This is a genomic window from Halomonas binhaiensis, from assembly GCF_008329985.2.
In the GTDB taxonomy this organism is placed as follows: domain Bacteria; phylum Pseudomonadota; class Gammaproteobacteria; order Pseudomonadales; family Halomonadaceae; genus Halomonas; species Halomonas binhaiensis.
The window spans coordinates 4,589,409-4,605,113 of record NZ_CP038437.2 but is presented as its reverse complement, the minus strand read 5'-3'; the positions used below and the strand labels follow the sequence as shown (position 1 = coordinate 4,605,113).

Below are 15,705 nucleotides of genomic sequence, written 5' to 3'. Positions count from 1 at the left end.
ATGCTGCTCGAAGCTCGAAGCTCGAAGCTCGAAGCTCGTAACGCTCACAACAATTCCAATGATTCGGGAGTAACGATGATGTCTTCTCAATCAGCCACTTCTATGCCGGAAGGTACATCACCGGTCTCGGCTTCCGACCAGCCGGCGATGATCGAGATATCCGGGCTCAACAAGTGGTATGGCGACTTTCATGTGCTGCGGGATATCGACCTCAAGGTTGAACGCGGGGAGCGTATCGTCATCTGCGGGCCATCAGGGTCCGGCAAGTCGACCCTGATTCGCTGCATCAATCATCTCGAGGAGCATCAGCAGGGCGATATCGTGGTCGATGGCATGCATATGACCGAAGACGTCAAGCGCATCGAGCAGATTCGCCGCCATGTCGGCATGGTGTTCCAGCACTTCAATCTGTTTCCTCACCTGTCGGTGCTGGACAACTGCTGTATCGCCCAGACCTGGGTGCAGCGGCGCCCGCGGAAGGAGGCCGAGGCGACTGCCATGGAGTATCTCGAACGGGTACAGATTGCCGATCAGGCCCTCAAGTATCCCGGCCAGTTATCCGGCGGTCAGCAGCAACGCGTCGCCATCGCCCGGGCGCTGTGTCTCAAGCCGGAAGTCATGTTGTTCGATGAACCGACTTCGGCTCTCGATCCGGAGATGATCAAGGAGGTGCTCGATGTCATGGTCGAGCTGGCAAGGGATGGCATGACCATGCTCTGTGTGACCCACGAGATGGGCTTTGCCAGAACCGTAGCGGATCGGGTGATTTTCATGGACCAGGGCCAGATCCTTGAGGAAGCACCGCCGGAGACATTCTTCAGTGCCCCGCGCTCCGAGCGGACGAGGCTGTTCCTCAGCCAGATCCTTGGTCACTGAGCTCGCTGATGGGGCGTGGTATGGGGTGGAGTAAGAGGCGGAGACTGTGCAGCCCGCTCGACCAGGTAGTTGATGAAGTGCCTGACGTGTGGCTGCTCGCCGAGGGCTTCCGGAGTAACCAGGTAATAGGCGTCGGGAGTGGTCAGGACGTGGGGAGAGGCGAGTTGCAGTTGGCCGCTGCCCAGTTCCTGGTCGATAAGGAAGCGCGGTACTAGCCCCAGTCCGGCACCGTTGATCAACATCTGGATCAGGGTGTGGAAGGTCTCGACCCGCGTACCGTAGTAGCTGCGCTCGCTGCGGATGCTCTGGCCGGCAAACCAGTGGTGCCAGGCTGCAGGGCGGGTAGCGAGGTGCAGCAGACGACAGTCGCCGAAGGCCCGGGCGGCATCCGGCTGCCGCTCGACCAGGTAATGCGGGGCGGCCACCGCAACGACCTCTTCGCCAAACAGTCGGTGGCATTCGAGCCCTGGCCAACTGCCATGGCCGTGGAACACGGCCACATCGAGGCCTTCACCATGAACGTCGAAGGCCTCGACACGATCGGTGAGCTGCAGGGTCAGTTGTGGGCGGGCTTCGAGGAAGGCGGGGAGATGGCGTGCCAGCCAGCGGCTGCCGAAAGTCGGCAAGGTCGCGACTTTCAGCACTTCGCCCTGGCCGCTCCAGGTCTGGATGGTATTGGTCGACATCTCGAGCTGGGCCAGAATCTTGCGCGCTTCGCTCAGGTACAGCGCGCCTTCCGGCGTCAGCACCAGACTGCGCCTCAGGCGGCGAAAAAGCTTGCGCTGCAGCACATCTTCCAACTGCGCCACCTGCTTGCTGACGGCACTCTGGGTAATGCTCAACTCTTCGGCGGCACGGGTAAAGCTGAGGTGCCGCGCTGCGGTCTCGAAGCACTGTATGGTAACTGTGGAAGGAAGGTGACGAGCTTTCATGAGAGAGTTTCAAGAATGAATAAAGTGTGCTGAAAGAGGTGCTCCTTCAACCTGCTGTTCCCACTATAGGCTAGCATCCGTAGCAGATATGATATTCGCACCAGGCATTCCATAATGGAATGCAAAGCGTGCTTTTTTTCGTTTGTCGTCTGTTGTCGGCTTTGCTTTCATGGCCATATGAGTCGGATGTACCGGCGTCCTATGGAAGCGCTGCATCCCTGTCCGTCATGACTCCTTGCAAACCATCCCCATGCGTTCCCACACATCAGGTAGAGCCTCCATGTCGTCCTCTTTCGTTTCCTCCAATGAGATTCGTGACCGTTTCTCGCGTGCCATGTCGGCCATGTATCAGGCCGAAGTGCCGCAGTATGGCACCCTGCTGGAGCTGGTCGAGACCGTCAATCGCGAGACACTGGAAGCACGACCTGAACTCAAGGCCAGCCTTGAGGCCCGTGGTGAATTGGAACGCCTCGGTGTCGAGCGTCATGGCGCGATTCGGGTGGGTACGGCTGAGGAACTGGCGATGTTACGTCGCCTGTTCGCGGTGATGGGCATGTACCCGGTGGGCTATTACGACCTGTCCGAGGCAGGCGTTCCGGTGCACTCCACGGCTTTTCGCCCAGTCGAGGACGAAGCCCTGGCACGTAATCCTTTCCGCCTGTTCACGTCATTGCTGCGCCTGGAGTTGATCGAGGATGCCGCCCTGCGCCAGCGTGCCGCCGATATACTCGCACAGCGCGATATCTTTACACCGGGGGTGCGGGAGCTGATTGCCGCTTTCGAGAACGAGGGCGGGTTGACCAGCGATCAGGCAGACCGGTTTGTCGCCGAGGCACTGGAGACCTTCCGTTGGCACCAGCATGCCACGGTGGATCGCGCGACCTATGACGACCTGCATGCCGCTCACCGTCTGATTGCCGATGTGGTGTGCTTCCGTGGCCCGCACATTAACCACCTGACGCCGCGAACCCTGGACATTGATGAAGTTCAGCGCCGGATGCCCGCGGCTGGCATGTCGCCCAAGGTGGTGATCGAGGGCCCACCCCGTCGCCAGTGCCCGATCCTGCTGCGCCAGACTAGCTTCAAGGCGCTGGAAGAGGTCACGCGCTTCGTTGGCGATGCTGAGGGCTCGCATACTGCTCGTTTCGGTGAGATCGAACAGCGTGGCATGGCGCTCACGCCCAGGGGGCGTGAACTATATGACCGCCTGCTCAATGAGGCGCGTCAGGCGGCTACAGGCGCAGACAATGAGGCTCACCAGGCGCATTTGGCCGACGTCTTCGAGGCCTTCCCTGATGACGACACCATCCTGCGTCGCGAAGGGCTGGCCTTCTTCGAGTATCGCCTGGCCCCCGGAGAGTCGCAGGCTGAAGGAAAGCTTGAGGAGTTGTTGGCGGCGGGGACGATCATTGCCGATCCCATCACCTATGAAGATTTTCTGCCGGTGTCTGCCGCCGGTATCTTCCAGTCCAACCTCGGCGGAGAGGAAGGGCAAGTTGGTCAGGGCAATGCCAATCGTGAGGCCTTTGAGGAGGCGCTGGGCGCCGCTGTCACCGATGAGCTGGCACTTTATGCCGAACGACAGGCTGCATCGCTGAAGGCGTTGGGTCTGGTGGGCTGAATCCAGCCCTGACCCACATGACAACACTGGCACTACAGGCCTTTCGGGGCGGCAGCGCTTGCGCTACCAGCCCGAAAGGCCTGCCAGGATATTGCAGCGCGCTCAGACCATTACGGTGCCACGGATCGGGTAGTTCTTTTCGCGGATAAACTTCAGGCCATTCAGAACAATCTGGAGGTCGGGGCGTGCAAAAGGCGCATTCGAGATGTCCACGATCTGCAATAAACCGTCGGGATTGGTTACGAACAGACCCGGCTCCGCGAAAGGCCATTCCGTTTCCTGAGAGAAGCGCGGCTCGGAGACATACAGTCCAAGCTCGCGCATCTGGTCTGGAGATAACGCATAAGCTACAGGAAAGCGCCAGTTTTCCTCATTGGCTGTGCCCGTAGCTCGTTCGATAGGATCGGCAGAAACAGCAATCACCTCCACGCCTGCCTCCTGAAAGGCTTCAAGCATGCTGTTGAGTGTCTTCAGATATTCACGGCAAAGCGGGCAATGCCGACCTCTATAAACGACAGCCAACTGCCATTTTCCTTCACCGCCAAGCTGCATTTGCTCTCCTGTGATCGAGCGAAGGTTTATCTTCGGAGTTGGATGTCCGGGCATAATTTTTTGAGCAGTCATTGTGAATCACTTTCCTGGTTGCCAGAGCTTGTCAATGCAGACAAGGCTAGAGCTTGGGGTAGGGTAATATCAGCGTCAATGCTGTGTTCTATATCCCGCTCGCTGCGGATTACTGCTTCGTGAAACACGAGGCGAGACGCGGACTCACCGGCGATTCGTCGAGCGACACTGGAGCGTCGTGAAATATGATTGCCCCCTGACTGTTCGGCTGAGCCAGGGGGCTCTATCCGCTCAGGTACGAACGGTGCTGCCAGCCTTCTGCAGTGCCGGTGCTTTGTCCTTTACCGGTGGATGGCCTTCTGTGGCGGAAACCTTGTGCTCGGATATGTGCAAATGCTGTCTTCGAGTATGCTTCAGGCCTTTGATCATAAGAAAGGATCGCGAATGGCGCCGCTCCTCCAACTCTCCCCGTTGTCCACTGATATCAACTTGCTATTGGTAGTGTTGTCCTCGCTGACTTCGATGATCAGCGCCTCCATGGGGGTTGGCGGAGGTACCCTGTTGATCATGACCATGGCTCAGGTGATGCCGGCATCGGCATTGATTCCGGTGCATGGCATGGTGCAGCTGGGCTCCAATGGTGGACGCCTGGCCATGACGCTGCGTCATGTGGAGTGGAAAGCCCTGGCAAGTTTTGTCCCCGGGGCGATCATCGGAGCCCTGGTGGCCAGCTGGTTGCTGATTCGCTTGCCGGCAGGGGTATTGGAGCTGGCCATCGCGGGATTTGTCCTGTTTACCATCTGGGGGCCAGGGTTGCCTCAGCGCGCACTGGGCCATTTCGGCACACTCGTCGCCGGTGCCGTGACGACACTGCTTTCCAGTATGGTGGGGGCCTCGGGGCCCATGGTGGCTTCATTCATCAAGCAACGTGGTGGCGGACGCCAGTCCACGGTGGCCACTTTTGCTGCTTGCATGACATTGCAGCACCTGAGCAAGGCCTTTGTCTTCGGCGTGGCGGGTTTCGTCTTCCGTGACTGGCTGGGGTTGATGGTGTTGATGGTCCTGTCTGGGGTAGTGGGCACCTGGCTGGGCCTGCGCTTGCTATCGCGCCTGTCTGAGCAGCGCTTCGACCTTGCTTTCCGCTGGATACTGACGGTGCTGGCTCTGCGTCTGGTGTGGCTGGGTGTCACCCGACTGACAAGCTGAGAATGTCTACCAACCGTCATTTGTGGGACTTTTTTGCGGTTAAAAGACGATAATTCCGAGGATTTCCCGCGCTTTGGCCTGTACAGATCAGCCAAGTGGGTCATAATGCTCTCAGAGCAAGCTGGAAATTCTGGGGAATGATAATGGTGTCCGCAAGGAGTACCGGGTGGCGCTCGGCCACCTCGCTGATACTAGCGCTGGTTGCCAGCCTGGTCCTGAGCCTGGCGTCAGGCACAGTGTGGGCCAATCCGCGTTATGCCGGTATCGTGGTCGATGCCGAAACTAATGAGATTCTGTATGCCGAGAATGCAGATGAGCCTCGCTATCCTGCTTCTCTGACAAAGATGATGACGCTTTATATGTTGTTCGAGGCCTTGGAAAGTGGCTCCAAGACCATGACAACTCCCCTGGCAGTGTCATCCCATGCAGCCTCCATGCCGGCAACCAAGCTATGGTTGAAGTCTGGTCAGAGCATTCCGGTAGAGAAGGCCATCGAAGCCATGGTGGTGCGCTCAGCCAACGACGTCGCGGTGGTGGTCGGGGAATCCCTGGGTGGAACAGAATCCCAATTTGCCAGCATGATGACTCGCAAGGCTCAGGAACTGGGCATGCGAAACACCACGTTCCGCAATGCCTCGGGACTGCCGGATGACGGTCAGAGGACGACGGCGCGGGACATGGCCATCCTGTCCATGCATTTGATCCGTGATTTTCCGCAGTACTACCACTATTTTGCGCTGACGGAATTCACCTGGAAGGGCACTCGACACACCGGGCATAACCGTCTGCTCAAGAACTATCCGGGTACTGATGGCCTCAAGACTGGCTTCATCCGAGCCTCGGGCTTCAATGTGGCGACATCTTCCGTGCACAGCGGCAAGCGCATGGTGGCGGTGGTCATGGGCGGATATACCGCTGCATCCCGCGATGAGCAGATGATGAGCGTATTGGATCGTGGGTTCATGCGCGCCTCCTTGCTTAATGGCCGTGGTTTTCTGGCCGATACCAATTTCTCCGGTGGCGAGTTGATGGAGTCTTCACATGGCTTCCAGCCCGCCACGCCCTCGCGTCAGATTCAGGTCGCCAGTGTCTCGTCTACAGCGCCAGCAACCTCTGCATACAGCGCTGCTGCGACGACACGCGCCCCGGCAAATACAGCGGTGCAGCCGTCGCGTGTCGAAAGAGTGGTTCAGCCGGCGACGTCCACATCCAGCTATGCCTCGACGACACCAAGCTATTCGTCTAGCGCCTCTTATGCGTCTGCATCCGGCTCGTCGTCCACTTATGGCTCATCGGCACGCTATTCTTCCTCGTCGGCTTCTTCCACATCGAGCGTGGGTGGGAGTTCAGGGAGCAGCGCAGCATCGGACCCTTTGCGTCAGCTGATTGATCGTCCGAGTGTGGCGTCCACTTCCCCGCCTGCTTCAACTTACTCGACCCCTACGGCCGGCCGTAGTGTCGCGGTAGCATCGGCGGCTCCGGCAACTACGCAGTCCCAGCCCTCAGTGCAGTCTCAGGGCCAGGGTGACTGGGGCGTGCAGGTCGGCGCCTTCAGCAATGCTGATCATGCCCGTGTGCAGGCCAGTGAAGCAGCGGAAAAGATCTCGTCCCAGATGGCAAATGCCCGGGTATCTGTGGCTCGTGCCGACAGTACCGGTGTCTATCGTGCCCGGGTCGTGGATCTGCAGGAAAATCAGGCGCGCAGCGCTTGCCAGAGTCTGCAGCAGCAGGGCATGGACTGCATGGTGGTGCAAGCCAGCTTGTAGCCTGCCTCGCAACCGCCCTGTTGCATGCGTTCAGGGCGTTTGATTGTCTAGCGTTCTCCAACGCCGATGCCTAGTGCATCGGCGTTGTTGTCTATTTCCAGAATGTTCATATCAAGAATGATGTCTGTCTCGAGGAGGAGCTGTGTCACCATCGCTCAAGGGCATTGCCTACATGTGTCTTGGGGTGCTGTGTCTGGCATTGGGGGATGCTGTGTCCAAATGGTTGGGGGCCAGTTATTCAACGATCCAGATCATCTTCTTCCGTACGCTGGTTTCGTTGCCACTGATCGCATTGCTGGCGTATTTCTCCGGAGGACTGGGCAAGCTCCGCACCAGACGCCCCAAGGTGCATCTGGTGCGTGGTTTGATCTATGCGGGGGCGATGGCCTGCTTCGTGACAGGACTGACGATGATGCCATTGGCGGAAGCGACGGCCATTGCTTTTGCAGCGCCGCTGTTTGTCAGCCTGCTGTCGGTGCCCTTGCTGAATGAAAAGGTCCAGCCTCCGGTGATACTGGCTTCCCTGATCGGCTTTGTGGGGGTGCTGGTAGTCGTGAGGCCAAGTTTTTCAGGAATCTCTCTTGGGGCTCTGTTTGCCTTGGGAGCCGCTCTGTTCTACGCATTGATGATGATCACGTCGCGCCGCTACGGGACGCGAGAGTATCTCTGGGCCATGGTCTTCTACATGGCCCTGGTGCCCTTTGTGCTTTCCAGCTTCATGCTGCCTTTTGTATGGCAGACGCCAATGGCGTGGCATTGGCCTGGCTTTCTGCTTTCAGGCACCCTGGGAGTGGGCGCCACCGTCTTTATCACTCTGGCTTTTCGCCATGCTCCTGCGGCCATTGCCGCGCCTTTCGATTACACCGCCATGCTATGGGCGGTGCTGCTGGGATGGGGCATCTGGGGTGAGGTGCCCGATATCTGGGTGTTGATCGGCGGCACGCTGATCATTGGCAGCGGGCTATCGATTGCCTATCAGGAAGGACGCACTTCCTTGAAGAGGCGACCTACGGTCTGAGTCCCTTCCAGCTACGAGTCTCGAGCCGCGAGCACGCTGCGCTCGAGTTGAAACCTCGGCTGTTGTCTGTGATCCATGGAGTGGTACTGAACAGCTCGAGGCTTGTCGCTCGGAGCTCGTAGCTTGAAACTCGCCTCAGGTTGCGCCCTTCCACTCCTTCACCAGCACTTGAGTCGCGACCTGAGGGTCGGGTTGCCCGCAGATGGCGGAGACAACGGCCATGCCGTCGGCGCCACTGGCACGTACCTGGGCGGCATGTTCGGCCTTGAGGCCACCAATGGCGACACTGGGCAAGGGGCTGGCGCTGACCAGCTGCGCCAGTCCAGAGAAGCCCAATGGCGTGGCATGATCGCTCTTGGTTGCGGTGGCAAATACCGGGCCCAATCCAAGGTAGTCCAATGTGGAGCGGTCCAGCTTGTCCAGTTGGGCATGATTCTGCACCGATAGGCCAATGATGGCCTGTTCCCCCAGCAGACGGCGGGCTTCGCCGACATCTCCATCCCCTTGGCCCAGATGCACGCCATCAACCTCTGCCGCCAGGGCAACCTCGACACGATCATTGATCACCAGGGGAACGCCGGATCCGTCCAGCAATGTCTTGAGGCGTCGGGCGATAGTGATCAGCTCGGCGTCACTGGCATGCTTGTCGCGCAGCTGTACCAGAGTGACGCCTCCACGCACGGCAGCCATCACGGTGTCCTCCAGACCCTGGATTGCACACAAGGCTGGGTCAGTCACCAGATAGATGGCGAGCTGTTCGGGACGGAAGCGGCGTTCAGCAGACATGATTGATCTCCACGGGGGCGAGATGAGAGAAGGTGCTTTCGTTGAGGTTGTACAGGGCATCGAGGAAGGCGCTGGAAAAGCTGCCGGGGCCGTTGGCAGCAAGGCCTGCCTGGCGCCCGGCTTCTGCATAGCAGGCCAATGCAGCGATGGTGGACTCGAAGGTGTCGCGGCCACTGGAAATGAAGGCGGCGATCACTCCTGTCAGGCTGCAGCCTAGCGTGGTCACCCGTGGCATCAGTTCATGACCCCCGCAAATACGGGCCAACCGCTGGCCATCGGTCACCAGATCGATCTCTCCGGTGACGGCGACCACCGCCGATGTGGCGCTGGCCAAGGCAATGGCCGCCTGGAGAGCCTCATCAGTACCGGCGGTAGTGTCAACGCCGCGACCACTATCGGCCTGGTGTGCCAGGGTCATGATTTCCGAGGCATTGCCTCGAATGACAGTCGGCTTCAGGGCAAGTAGTTGCGCCGCGACATCGCGGCGATATCGGGTGGCACCAACCCCGACTGGGTCGAATACCCAAGGCTTGCCATGTTGCCGGGCGCTGTGTGCTGCCATGAGCATCGACTCGACCCAGCCTGCCGAGAGCGTGCCGATATTGATGGTCACGGCATCGGCCAGAGCAGCAAATTCCGAGACTTCCTCTGGAGCATGAACCATGGCAGGCGATGCACCCAGTGCCAGCAGGATATTGGCCATGCTGTTCATGGCGACAAAGTTGGTCAGATTATGAACCAACGGTGGGGCCTGGCGGAGTTCCTGCAGATGAACACCGAGAACGTCCGGTGAGAGCGTTGCGTTAGCCGAGCTGGATGGCATGGAAGAGCGGGATGACATCATTGCCTCCGGGCGGAGGCAGGTGGAGACACGGCATCATGCCATGTCGACTCCCTCCGCCGGTATGATCCGGTTCAGGTTCAAAGGGTACATCTCAGCCGTGCGGCCATCGCTCGGCGCCCCTGTCGAAGGCTTTCACTATCCTTGTTCTGCGCGATGCTGTAAAGCCAGCGCAGAGACCCGCTGTAAGATGCGTTGATGCATGAGCCCTTATGGTGCGGGAGCAGCGGCACCGACGAAATGTTCGGACCAGTAATCCAGGGCAAGGGACGTAGTGGTCACCCTACGTCCGCTACCTGGAGCATGCACCATGGTGTCATCGCCCATGTAGATGCCCACGTGGCTGACCCCGGACCCCTTGCCTGTGGAGAAGAACAGCAGGTCTCCCGGCCGGGCAGAGTCGATGGGGGGAAGGTTGTCATATTGAGACTGGGAGGTGCGTGGCACCGAGATGCCTGCCCTGGAGTAAGCCATCTGGACCAGGCCGGAGCAGTCCATGCCGCGTTCGTCGTTGCCCCCGTAGCGATAGGGCGTGCCTATCGCGCTCCTGGCTTCCGTCAGCACCAGAGCGCGTTCCATGGACAAGCCTTGGGAGCCATCCTGGGTCGAAAGCTGAGGAGAAGAACAGCCAGCCATGACCAACATCGCCAGTAGCCAGGGCAGGACGCGAACGAAGGGAAAAGGCGCAGGCATCATTGGCGCGATCCTTGCTGAGATGGATGCCGTACAAAGGTAGCCTGTTGGCGGTAGTGAGCCAAGCGCCAATATCCCGATTTCCTTATCGGAAGGAAATGCGTGTACCGCTGGCCAGCATTTCATCTGGGGTCATGGGGTGGCCCGGCACGCCGATCATTTCATCACCACACTGGTCGGCCCAGGTCAGTACGCCATGGGTCAGTCTTGTTTCGCCAAGGACTTCACGGACTTCTCCTGTACCGAGAAAGGTGCGTGTCTCGCCATGTTCATCGCAAAGTTCAGACACGCCATTGGCATGGTGAAAGCGCACGGTACAGATACCATCCATGGACTCGACTTCGACAATGGGTGAAAAGCCATGGGATAGGGCGTAGACCAGCTCCTTGAAGGTAATCTGCCGGCCCAGGGTATCGCTGATATTGGACATGGTGAACTGCCTCATCAAGGGCAATGAAGGTTGCCTTTGTTTAGACTGGTCCAGGTCCGTGTATCTGGCAAACCCAATTTTGCATGGCGCCTGCTGAGAGCTGCCCTACATGTCCGAACAGCTGCCGCAACGGTCGAAAAAGGGGGAGACGGATGTCTCCCCCTTGTCGTGACAGGGCTATTCGCAACAGAACGATGACGTCGCAGATTACCTGGCCGTCTCGAGAGTCAATGCGCTGTCGCTATTTTGTGGGCATCCTGCCCCTGGATATCGAGGTTCAGTGCTCGTGGTGTTCTTCCTGGTGACCCTCTTGCTGATGCTGGGCATCAGCAAGGCCGGCATGCAGCACTTCAGCGTTGTGCAGCATCATGCCCAAATAGTGGGAGGTTGGCCCACTTTCGGACAAGGCTCCGGTGTAGAGAGTGCCCGCAATAGGCAGGCCAGTCTCTTCTGACAGTTGCTGCATCAGGGCCGGCCCCACCATGTTTTCCTGGAACAGTGCCGGGATATTGCGTTGCTTGATGATCTCGATCAGCTTGACCAGATCGGCGGCAGAGGGCTCTGCATCGGTAGAGATACCGACCGGCGACAGGAAGCCGATGCCATAGGCTCGTTGGAAGTGCCCAAAGGCGGCGTGGTCAACGATGACATAGGTATCATGCGGTACGGCGTCGAGCAGCTCGTGGATATGGGCATCCATCGCCTTGATTTCCTTGATATAGGCATCGGCCTGAGCACGATAATCCTGCTCATGCTCGGGATCGACGGCAATCAGACCATCACGGATATTGGCGGCGTAGATGGCTCCTGCTCCCAGGTCCAGCCAGGCATGTGGGTCGAACTTGCCATGCTCATGGTCTGCATGTGCCTCGGACTCGGCGTGCTCCTCTGCATGCTCTCCGTGGCTGCTGTGATGTTCTTCTTCATCGTGCCCGGCATGTTCTTCATGCTCTTGATGATCTGCGTGATCTGCGTGATCTGCGTGATCTGCGTGATCGTCGGCATGTTCCATGGAAAGGCCGCTGTAAGGCAGAGGTCTGGTACCTTCGCTTGCTGTCACCAGTTTGCCTTGATAGCCACTGGAGTCCAGCAGGCGACTCATCCAGCCTTCGAACTGCAGGCCGTTGAATACGACCAGGTCCGCTTCGGCCAGGGCGCGCGCATCGCTGGGACTGGGCATGTAGACGTGAGGGTCACTATCCGGACCCACCAGGGATGTCACCTCCACGTGCTCGCCACCGACATTGCGAGCCATGTCGGCCAGTATGCTGAAGCTGGTCACTACCTGAACCGGCTGGGCCTGCGCCAGTGCGGTAAACCCAAGGGTGGCGAGGGCTACGGCGATGAGTCGAGACTTGGCACAGGGCAATGCAGATGGCAATGGCATGATGGGTGACTCCTGTAAGGCGATGGTGCAGGTTGATGTCATTCGTTCATGTCGGCGCCAAGCGGCGAGGCTCGACGGCGCCGGCGAGCAGTCAGGCTGTAGTGGCGACCGAATATCGCCGAGAACAGATAGGCCACACCGGCCAGCAGAATGATGGCGGGACCGGATGGCAGGCTGAGGTGGTAGGACAGCAGGAGGCCTCCACTGCTGGATACCAGGGCAACCAGCACCGAGATCACGATCAGTCCTTCCAGGCGGGTACTCCAGAAGCGTGCGGTGGTAGCTGGCAGCATCATCAGGCCTACGGCCATCAAGGTGCCCAGGGTCTGAAAACCGGCGGTCAGGTTCAATACCACCAGACCGAGGAAAATGCTGTGGACCAGCCCGCCACGCACCCCTTGCCCCCGCAGGAACAAGGGATCCAGGCACTCCACCACCAAAGCCCGGAAAATCACGGCCAAGATGATGATGATCAGGCTGCTGATCAACGCGATCAGCAGCAGCGCGGTACTGTCCACTGCCAGTATCGAGCCGAACAGTACGTGGGTCAGGTCGACACTGCTGCCGGCAAGCGAGACCAGCATGACACCACCCGCCAATGAGATGAGAAAGAAGCTGGCCATGGAGGCGTCTTCCCGATGCCCCGTCATCTGCGAAACGCTACCGGCGAGCAGAGCCACCAGGATGCCGGACAGCATGCCACCCAAGCTCATGGCGGGCAGAGAGAAACCCGCCAGCAGAAATCCCAGCGCCACGCCTGGCAGGATGGCATGGGACATGGCATCACCGATGAGGCTCATGCCGCGGAGCACAAGGAAGACTCCCAGGGGAGGCGCTGCCAGCGACAATGCCAGGCTAGCCACCAAAGCACGGTTCATGAAGGCATAGTCGAAAGGAGCGATAAACCAGGCGTAGAGGGTTTCTAGCATTCAGTGGGTTCCTGGGAAACTCAGGGGAAGCCGCGGGGGGCGCGACAGCTGGCCAATGGTATAACGGTCGAGCAGTGCATCTGGCGTGGCCCAGCGACCATGGCCTTCAGCCAGGATCAGCACGTCATCGGCCAGCTTGCTCAGGTGGGCCATATCGTGCAGGACGATCAGAATGGTGGCGCCCTGCCTGGCCATATCGCGCAGTACCTCCATCAATACGTCCACAGTGTCGGTATCGACGTTGGCGAATGGCTCATCAAGCAATAACAGTTCTGCTTCCTGCATCAAGGTGCGCCCGATCAGGGCGCGCTGACGTTGGCCTCCGGACAGCTCGCCCAGAGGGCGATGGGCCAGGTGTGAAATGCCCAGGCGAGTCATGATTTCGCGGCCACGGCGATAGTGCGCGCCACAGTAACCCTTGAAGGCACCATGGCTGGGCCAGGTGCCGGTCATGATCAGTTCCTCGACACTCATCGGAAAGCTCAGGTCGAGAGCGAGCTGCTGGGGCAACCAGGCTCGACGTACCGCAGGTACCTGGCATTCCACGGAGCCAGATACGGGAGTGAGAGTGCCCATGATGGCCTGTATCAAGGTGCTCTTGCCGGCACCATTGGCACCGACCAGAGCGGTGATGGCTGCATCCTGGAAGGTCCCGTCGATATGCTCGAGCACTGTGCGCCCGCCACGGGCCAACTGGAGGTCCTTGAGTTGCAGGCGTGACATCAGTGCCACCATCCCGCGGACCAGGAGACCGCCAGCCACAGGGGTGTCAGGGGGATCAGGGCATATATCAGCCGACGTCCCACCGATAAGGACATCAGCGAAAAGTGACACGGCCCTTCTGGGCGGTGACGGTGGGACATGAAGGGAACTCCGAAACAGGGAAGGTCTGACAGAAAGGCTATAACATAACAAAAGTGCTGCCGGGATGCTAAGCCCGTGTCCATGGAAACTCGTACCACCAGGGTGCTTCCTGCAATCAATGGCACTTCCTGCAATCAATGGCACTTCCTGCAAGCCATGGTACTGCCCACAAATAATGATGCTTGCTACGAATAGGGGATTGCCTATGACAGCATGACAGGGAACTTTTTGCTGAACTGTTGATATAGGACCTGCACAAGCGCCGATTTCGAGATAAACTGAAATACTGATGCTTGGCGATTGAGGGGTGCATGCCAGGCGATGAATATCATACGGAGCTGTGTCATGTCATTGAAGGTGCGTCTGGCAGCGCTATTGGCCATGGGCCTGGGCTTTGGCCTGTTTACGTCGTCCAGTTGTATCGCTGGTGGCAATAGTGGTTTTTATATTGGCGCTGGCGCTGGACAGATGCAGGGCGATGATGATTTTGATGACGAAACAGGCCTCGGCAAGGTGTTTGCGGGCTACAACTTCGGTTGGCTGCCCTTCCTCGATATTGGCGCGGAATTGTCATACCTCAATAGCGGTGAGCTCAACGGCAAGGTCGATGATACTCGCGCTACTCTGGAAATAGAGAGCTGGCAAGCCATGGGGATTGCAGGCCTCAGCTTCGGGCCGCTAGGTGTGTATGGCAAAGCGGGTTTTGCTGACTGGGAAGGTGAGCGTCGCGGTCATAATCTCGACCATGACTATTCCGGTACCGATCCGGTATACGGGCTGGGTGCGCGCATGCAGTTGTTCGACGTGACAGGTCGCCTTGAAGTCGAGCGAATTGACACCGATGACCTCGGCAATATCGATAGCATTACCGGCAGTGTCGTCTACACCTTCTGACCCTGCTGCGCAGACAGACTCCAGAAAGGGCCGATGCTTTGCATCGGCCCTTTTGTCATGTGGACTCTTTCTGCCATCTCGATTCCTTCTGGCATGCTGATTCCTTGGCCGTGTCGTCCTGGCCATAAAAATACTCACCATGAGAAAGTGCTGGCCATGTGAAAGTGCTGGCCATGTGAAAGTGCTAGTCATATGAAAGTATTATAGGAAACAACCGTGACAGCCTTGGCTGCCCTATTCAGCGTTTTCCTGATCCGGAGGCGACATGACGACCCCATACAACAAAGCGCTGAGTGCGCTGGACACCATGCATGCTGAAGACCCGCGTAGAGTAGAGGTAAATGGTCAGTCGCTACCGCTGGAGTTATGGCACGCTGAACGCATGAGTGCTTGGCTCGAGCAGTTGGTGGAGGCACCTGGAGAGTGTCTGACCCTGGCGGTGCGGGCTCAGCATCTCAAGCGTTGGGAGGTGCCCCGTAACCAATACCCGGAGGGGCGCATCGGTTACCTGACTTGGCGGCGCGACCAAGGTAAAAGGGCTGCTGAACTGGCCACCGAAGCGTTGGTAGCAGCGGGCTACAGCACACAGGATGCAGAAGAGACCGCGCGCATGATTCGCAAGCAAGGGCTAGGACGTGACCCCGGTACTCAGGCAGTGGAAGACTGTGCTTGCCTGGTATTTCTGGAAAACTACTTTGCCGACTTTTCCCACCAGGTCGACCACGATCACTTGATCCGCATCGTGCAGAAGACATGGGCCAAGATGTCGCCCAGGGCCCATGAGTTGGCGCTGGCCTTGCCCATGGACGGAGATGCCCGTGCTCTGGTGGAAGAAGCTCTGGCGGGCTAAAGGCCGGGCTGTTCAGGAGTCGAAGTAGGTCACTCCACAGCTTGCACA

The 15,705-nt window shown here is 58.8% G+C and carries 16 protein-coding genes and 1 riboswitch; of the genes, 7 read left to right on the top strand and 9 right to left on the bottom strand.

Annotated features, from left to right (window positions below; translation table 11 throughout):
• Window positions 1–147 precede the first annotated feature (147 nt).
• Window positions 148–876, top strand: a complete 729-nt coding sequence (locus tag E4T21_RS20075; protein ID WP_149287342.1) for an amino acid ABC transporter ATP-binding protein — start codon at window positions 148–150, stop codon at window positions 874–876.
• Here E4T21_RS20075 and E4T21_RS20070 read toward each other — a convergent pair.
• Window positions 870–1,808 (bottom strand): LysR substrate-binding domain-containing protein, encoded by a 939-nt coding sequence (locus E4T21_RS20070; RefSeq protein WP_149286718.1) that lies wholly within the window; start codon window positions 1,806–1,808, stop codon window positions 870–872. The two genes, E4T21_RS20075 and E4T21_RS20070, sit on opposite strands and share 7 nt — an antisense overlap.
• 280 nt (window positions 1,809–2,088) lie before the next feature.
• Between E4T21_RS20070 and hglS the strand changes: the two genes are divergently transcribed.
• Window positions 2,089–3,429, top strand: a complete 1,341-nt coding sequence (gene hglS, locus E4T21_RS20065) for a 2-oxoadipate dioxygenase/decarboxylase HglS (protein ID WP_149286717.1) — start codon at window positions 2,089–2,091, stop codon at window positions 3,427–3,429.
• Between the two features lie 102 nt (window positions 3,430–3,531).
• Here hglS and E4T21_RS20060 read toward each other — a convergent pair whose 3' ends face one another.
• A complete protein-coding gene (locus E4T21_RS20060) occupies window positions 3,532–4,053 on the bottom strand; it encodes a peroxiredoxin-like family protein (protein ID WP_149286716.1) in 522 nt (173 codons plus the stop codon).
• Between the two features lie 384 nt (window positions 4,054–4,437).
• Here E4T21_RS20060 and E4T21_RS20055 point away from each other — a divergent pair, with 384 nt between their 5' ends.
• From E4T21_RS20055 to E4T21_RS20045, 3 genes are all read left to right on the top strand, one after another.
• The gene (locus tag E4T21_RS20055; RefSeq protein ID WP_149286715.1) at window positions 4,438–5,199 is read left to right on the top strand and encodes a sulfite exporter TauE/SafE family protein; all 762 of its coding nucleotides are present in this window, start codon (window positions 4,438–4,440) and stop codon (window positions 5,197–5,199) included.
• Window positions 5,200–5,336: 137 nt separating this feature from the next.
• A complete protein-coding gene (locus tag E4T21_RS20050) occupies window positions 5,337–6,965 on the top strand; it encodes a D-alanyl-D-alanine carboxypeptidase (protein ID WP_149286714.1) in 1,629 nt (542 codons plus the stop codon).
• Between the two features lie 142 nt (window positions 6,966–7,107).
• Complete coding sequence (locus E4T21_RS20045) at window positions 7,108–7,983, top strand: DMT family transporter (protein WP_149286713.1); 876 nt, start codon at window positions 7,108–7,110, stop codon at window positions 7,981–7,983.
• Window positions 7,984–8,118: 135 nt separating this feature from the next.
• On the opposite strand, the gene thiE is transcribed toward E4T21_RS20045, so the two are convergent.
• The 7 genes from thiE to E4T21_RS20010 form a co-directional block, all read right to left on the bottom strand.
• Window positions 8,119–8,769, bottom strand: a complete 651-nt coding sequence (gene thiE, locus E4T21_RS20040; protein ID WP_149286712.1) for a thiamine phosphate synthase — start codon at window positions 8,767–8,769, stop codon at window positions 8,119–8,121.
• Window positions 8,759–9,610 (bottom strand): hydroxyethylthiazole kinase, encoded by an 852-nt coding sequence (thiM, locus tag E4T21_RS20035; protein WP_240349228.1) that lies wholly within the window; start codon window positions 9,608–9,610, stop codon window positions 8,759–8,761. Before thiM ends, thiE begins: the two co-directional genes overlap by 11 nt.
• A 34-nt stretch (window positions 9,611–9,644) precedes the next feature.
• A riboswitch (TPP riboswitch) is annotated at window positions 9,645–9,744 on the bottom strand.
• Between the two features lie 76 nt (window positions 9,745–9,820).
• Entirely contained in the window at window positions 9,821–10,306 is a 486-nt protein-coding gene (locus tag E4T21_RS20030; RefSeq protein WP_149286711.1) for a C40 family peptidase, read from the bottom strand.
• 82 nt (window positions 10,307–10,388) lie between these two features.
• Complete coding sequence (locus E4T21_RS20025; protein WP_149286710.1) at window positions 10,389–10,733, bottom strand: hypothetical protein; 345 nt, start codon at window positions 10,731–10,733, stop codon at window positions 10,389–10,391.
• 277 nt (window positions 10,734–11,010) lie between these two features.
• Window positions 11,011–12,120 (bottom strand): metal ABC transporter solute-binding protein, Zn/Mn family, encoded by a 1,110-nt coding sequence (locus E4T21_RS20020; RefSeq protein ID WP_149286709.1) that lies wholly within the window; start codon window positions 12,118–12,120, stop codon window positions 11,011–11,013.
• Window positions 12,121–12,158: 38 nt separating this feature from the next.
• On the bottom strand, window positions 12,159–13,049 hold the full coding sequence (locus E4T21_RS20015; protein WP_149286708.1) for a metal ABC transporter permease: 891 nt from the start codon (window positions 13,047–13,049) through the stop codon (window positions 12,159–12,161).
• A complete protein-coding gene (locus tag E4T21_RS20010; protein ID WP_149286707.1) occupies window positions 13,050–13,772 on the bottom strand; it encodes a metal ABC transporter ATP-binding protein in 723 nt (240 codons plus the stop codon).
• 486 nt (window positions 13,773–14,258) lie between these two features.
• Between E4T21_RS20010 and E4T21_RS20005 the strand changes: the two genes are divergently transcribed.
• Both E4T21_RS20005 and E4T21_RS20000 read left to right on the top strand, forming a co-directional pair.
• The gene (locus E4T21_RS20005; protein WP_149286706.1) at window positions 14,259–14,807 is read left to right on the top strand and encodes an outer membrane beta-barrel protein; all 549 of its coding nucleotides are present in this window, start codon (window positions 14,259–14,261) and stop codon (window positions 14,805–14,807) included.
• Between the two features lie 265 nt (window positions 14,808–15,072).
• Window positions 15,073–15,657 carry a DUF4202 domain-containing protein gene (locus E4T21_RS20000; protein WP_149286705.1) on the top strand — a complete coding sequence of 195 codons (585 nt, stop codon included), beginning with the start codon at window positions 15,073–15,075 and terminating at the stop codon, window positions 15,655–15,657.
• Window positions 15,658–15,705 lie beyond the last annotated feature (48 nt).

What these genes read in the sequence shown, in the direction of transcription:
- E4T21_RS20075 (WP_149287342.1), top strand. Translation starts at nt 148, where the DNA reads ATGATCGAGATATCCGGGCTCAACAAGTGGTATGGCGACTTTCATGTG.
- E4T21_RS20070 (WP_149286718.1), bottom strand. Translation starts at nt 1,808, where the DNA reads ATGAAAGCTCGTCACCTTCCTTCCACAGTTACCATACAGTGCTTCGAG.
- hglS (WP_149286717.1), top strand. Translation starts at nt 2,089, where the DNA reads ATGTCGTCCTCTTTCGTTTCCTCCAATGAGATTCGTGACCGTTTCTCG.
- E4T21_RS20060 (WP_149286716.1), bottom strand. Translation starts at nt 4,053, where the DNA reads ATGACTGCTCAAAAAATTATGCCCGGACATCCAACTCCGAAGATAAAC.
- E4T21_RS20055 (WP_149286715.1), top strand. Translation starts at nt 4,438, where the DNA reads ATGGCGCCGCTCCTCCAACTCTCCCCGTTGTCCACTGATATCAACTTG.
- E4T21_RS20050 (WP_149286714.1), top strand. Translation starts at nt 5,337, where the DNA reads ATGATAATGGTGTCCGCAAGGAGTACCGGGTGGCGCTCGGCCACCTCG.
- thiE (WP_149286712.1), bottom strand. Translation starts at nt 8,769, where the DNA reads ATGTCTGCTGAACGCCGCTTCCGTCCCGAACAGCTCGCCATCTATCTG.
- thiM (WP_240349228.1), bottom strand. Translation starts at nt 9,610, where the DNA reads ATGTCATCCCGCTCTTCCATGCCATCCAGCTCGGCTAACGCAACGCTC.
- E4T21_RS20030 (WP_149286711.1), bottom strand. Translation starts at nt 10,306, where the DNA reads ATGATGCCTGCGCCTTTTCCCTTCGTTCGCGTCCTGCCCTGGCTACTG.
- E4T21_RS20025 (WP_149286710.1), bottom strand. Translation starts at nt 10,733, where the DNA reads ATGTCCAATATCAGCGATACCCTGGGCCGGCAGATTACCTTCAAGGAG.
- E4T21_RS20020 (WP_149286709.1), bottom strand. Translation starts at nt 12,120, where the DNA reads ATGCCATTGCCATCTGCATTGCCCTGTGCCAAGTCTCGACTCATCGCC.
- E4T21_RS20015 (WP_149286708.1), bottom strand. Translation starts at nt 13,049, where the DNA reads ATGCTAGAAACCCTCTACGCCTGGTTTATCGCTCCTTTCGACTATGCC.
- E4T21_RS20010 (WP_149286707.1), bottom strand. Translation starts at nt 13,772, where the DNA reads ATGTCACGCCTGCAACTCAAGGACCTCCAGTTGGCCCGTGGCGGGCGC.
- E4T21_RS20005 (WP_149286706.1), top strand. Translation starts at nt 14,259, where the DNA reads ATGTCATTGAAGGTGCGTCTGGCAGCGCTATTGGCCATGGGCCTGGGC.
- E4T21_RS20000 (WP_149286705.1), top strand. Translation starts at nt 15,073, where the DNA reads ATGACGACCCCATACAACAAAGCGCTGAGTGCGCTGGACACCATGCAT.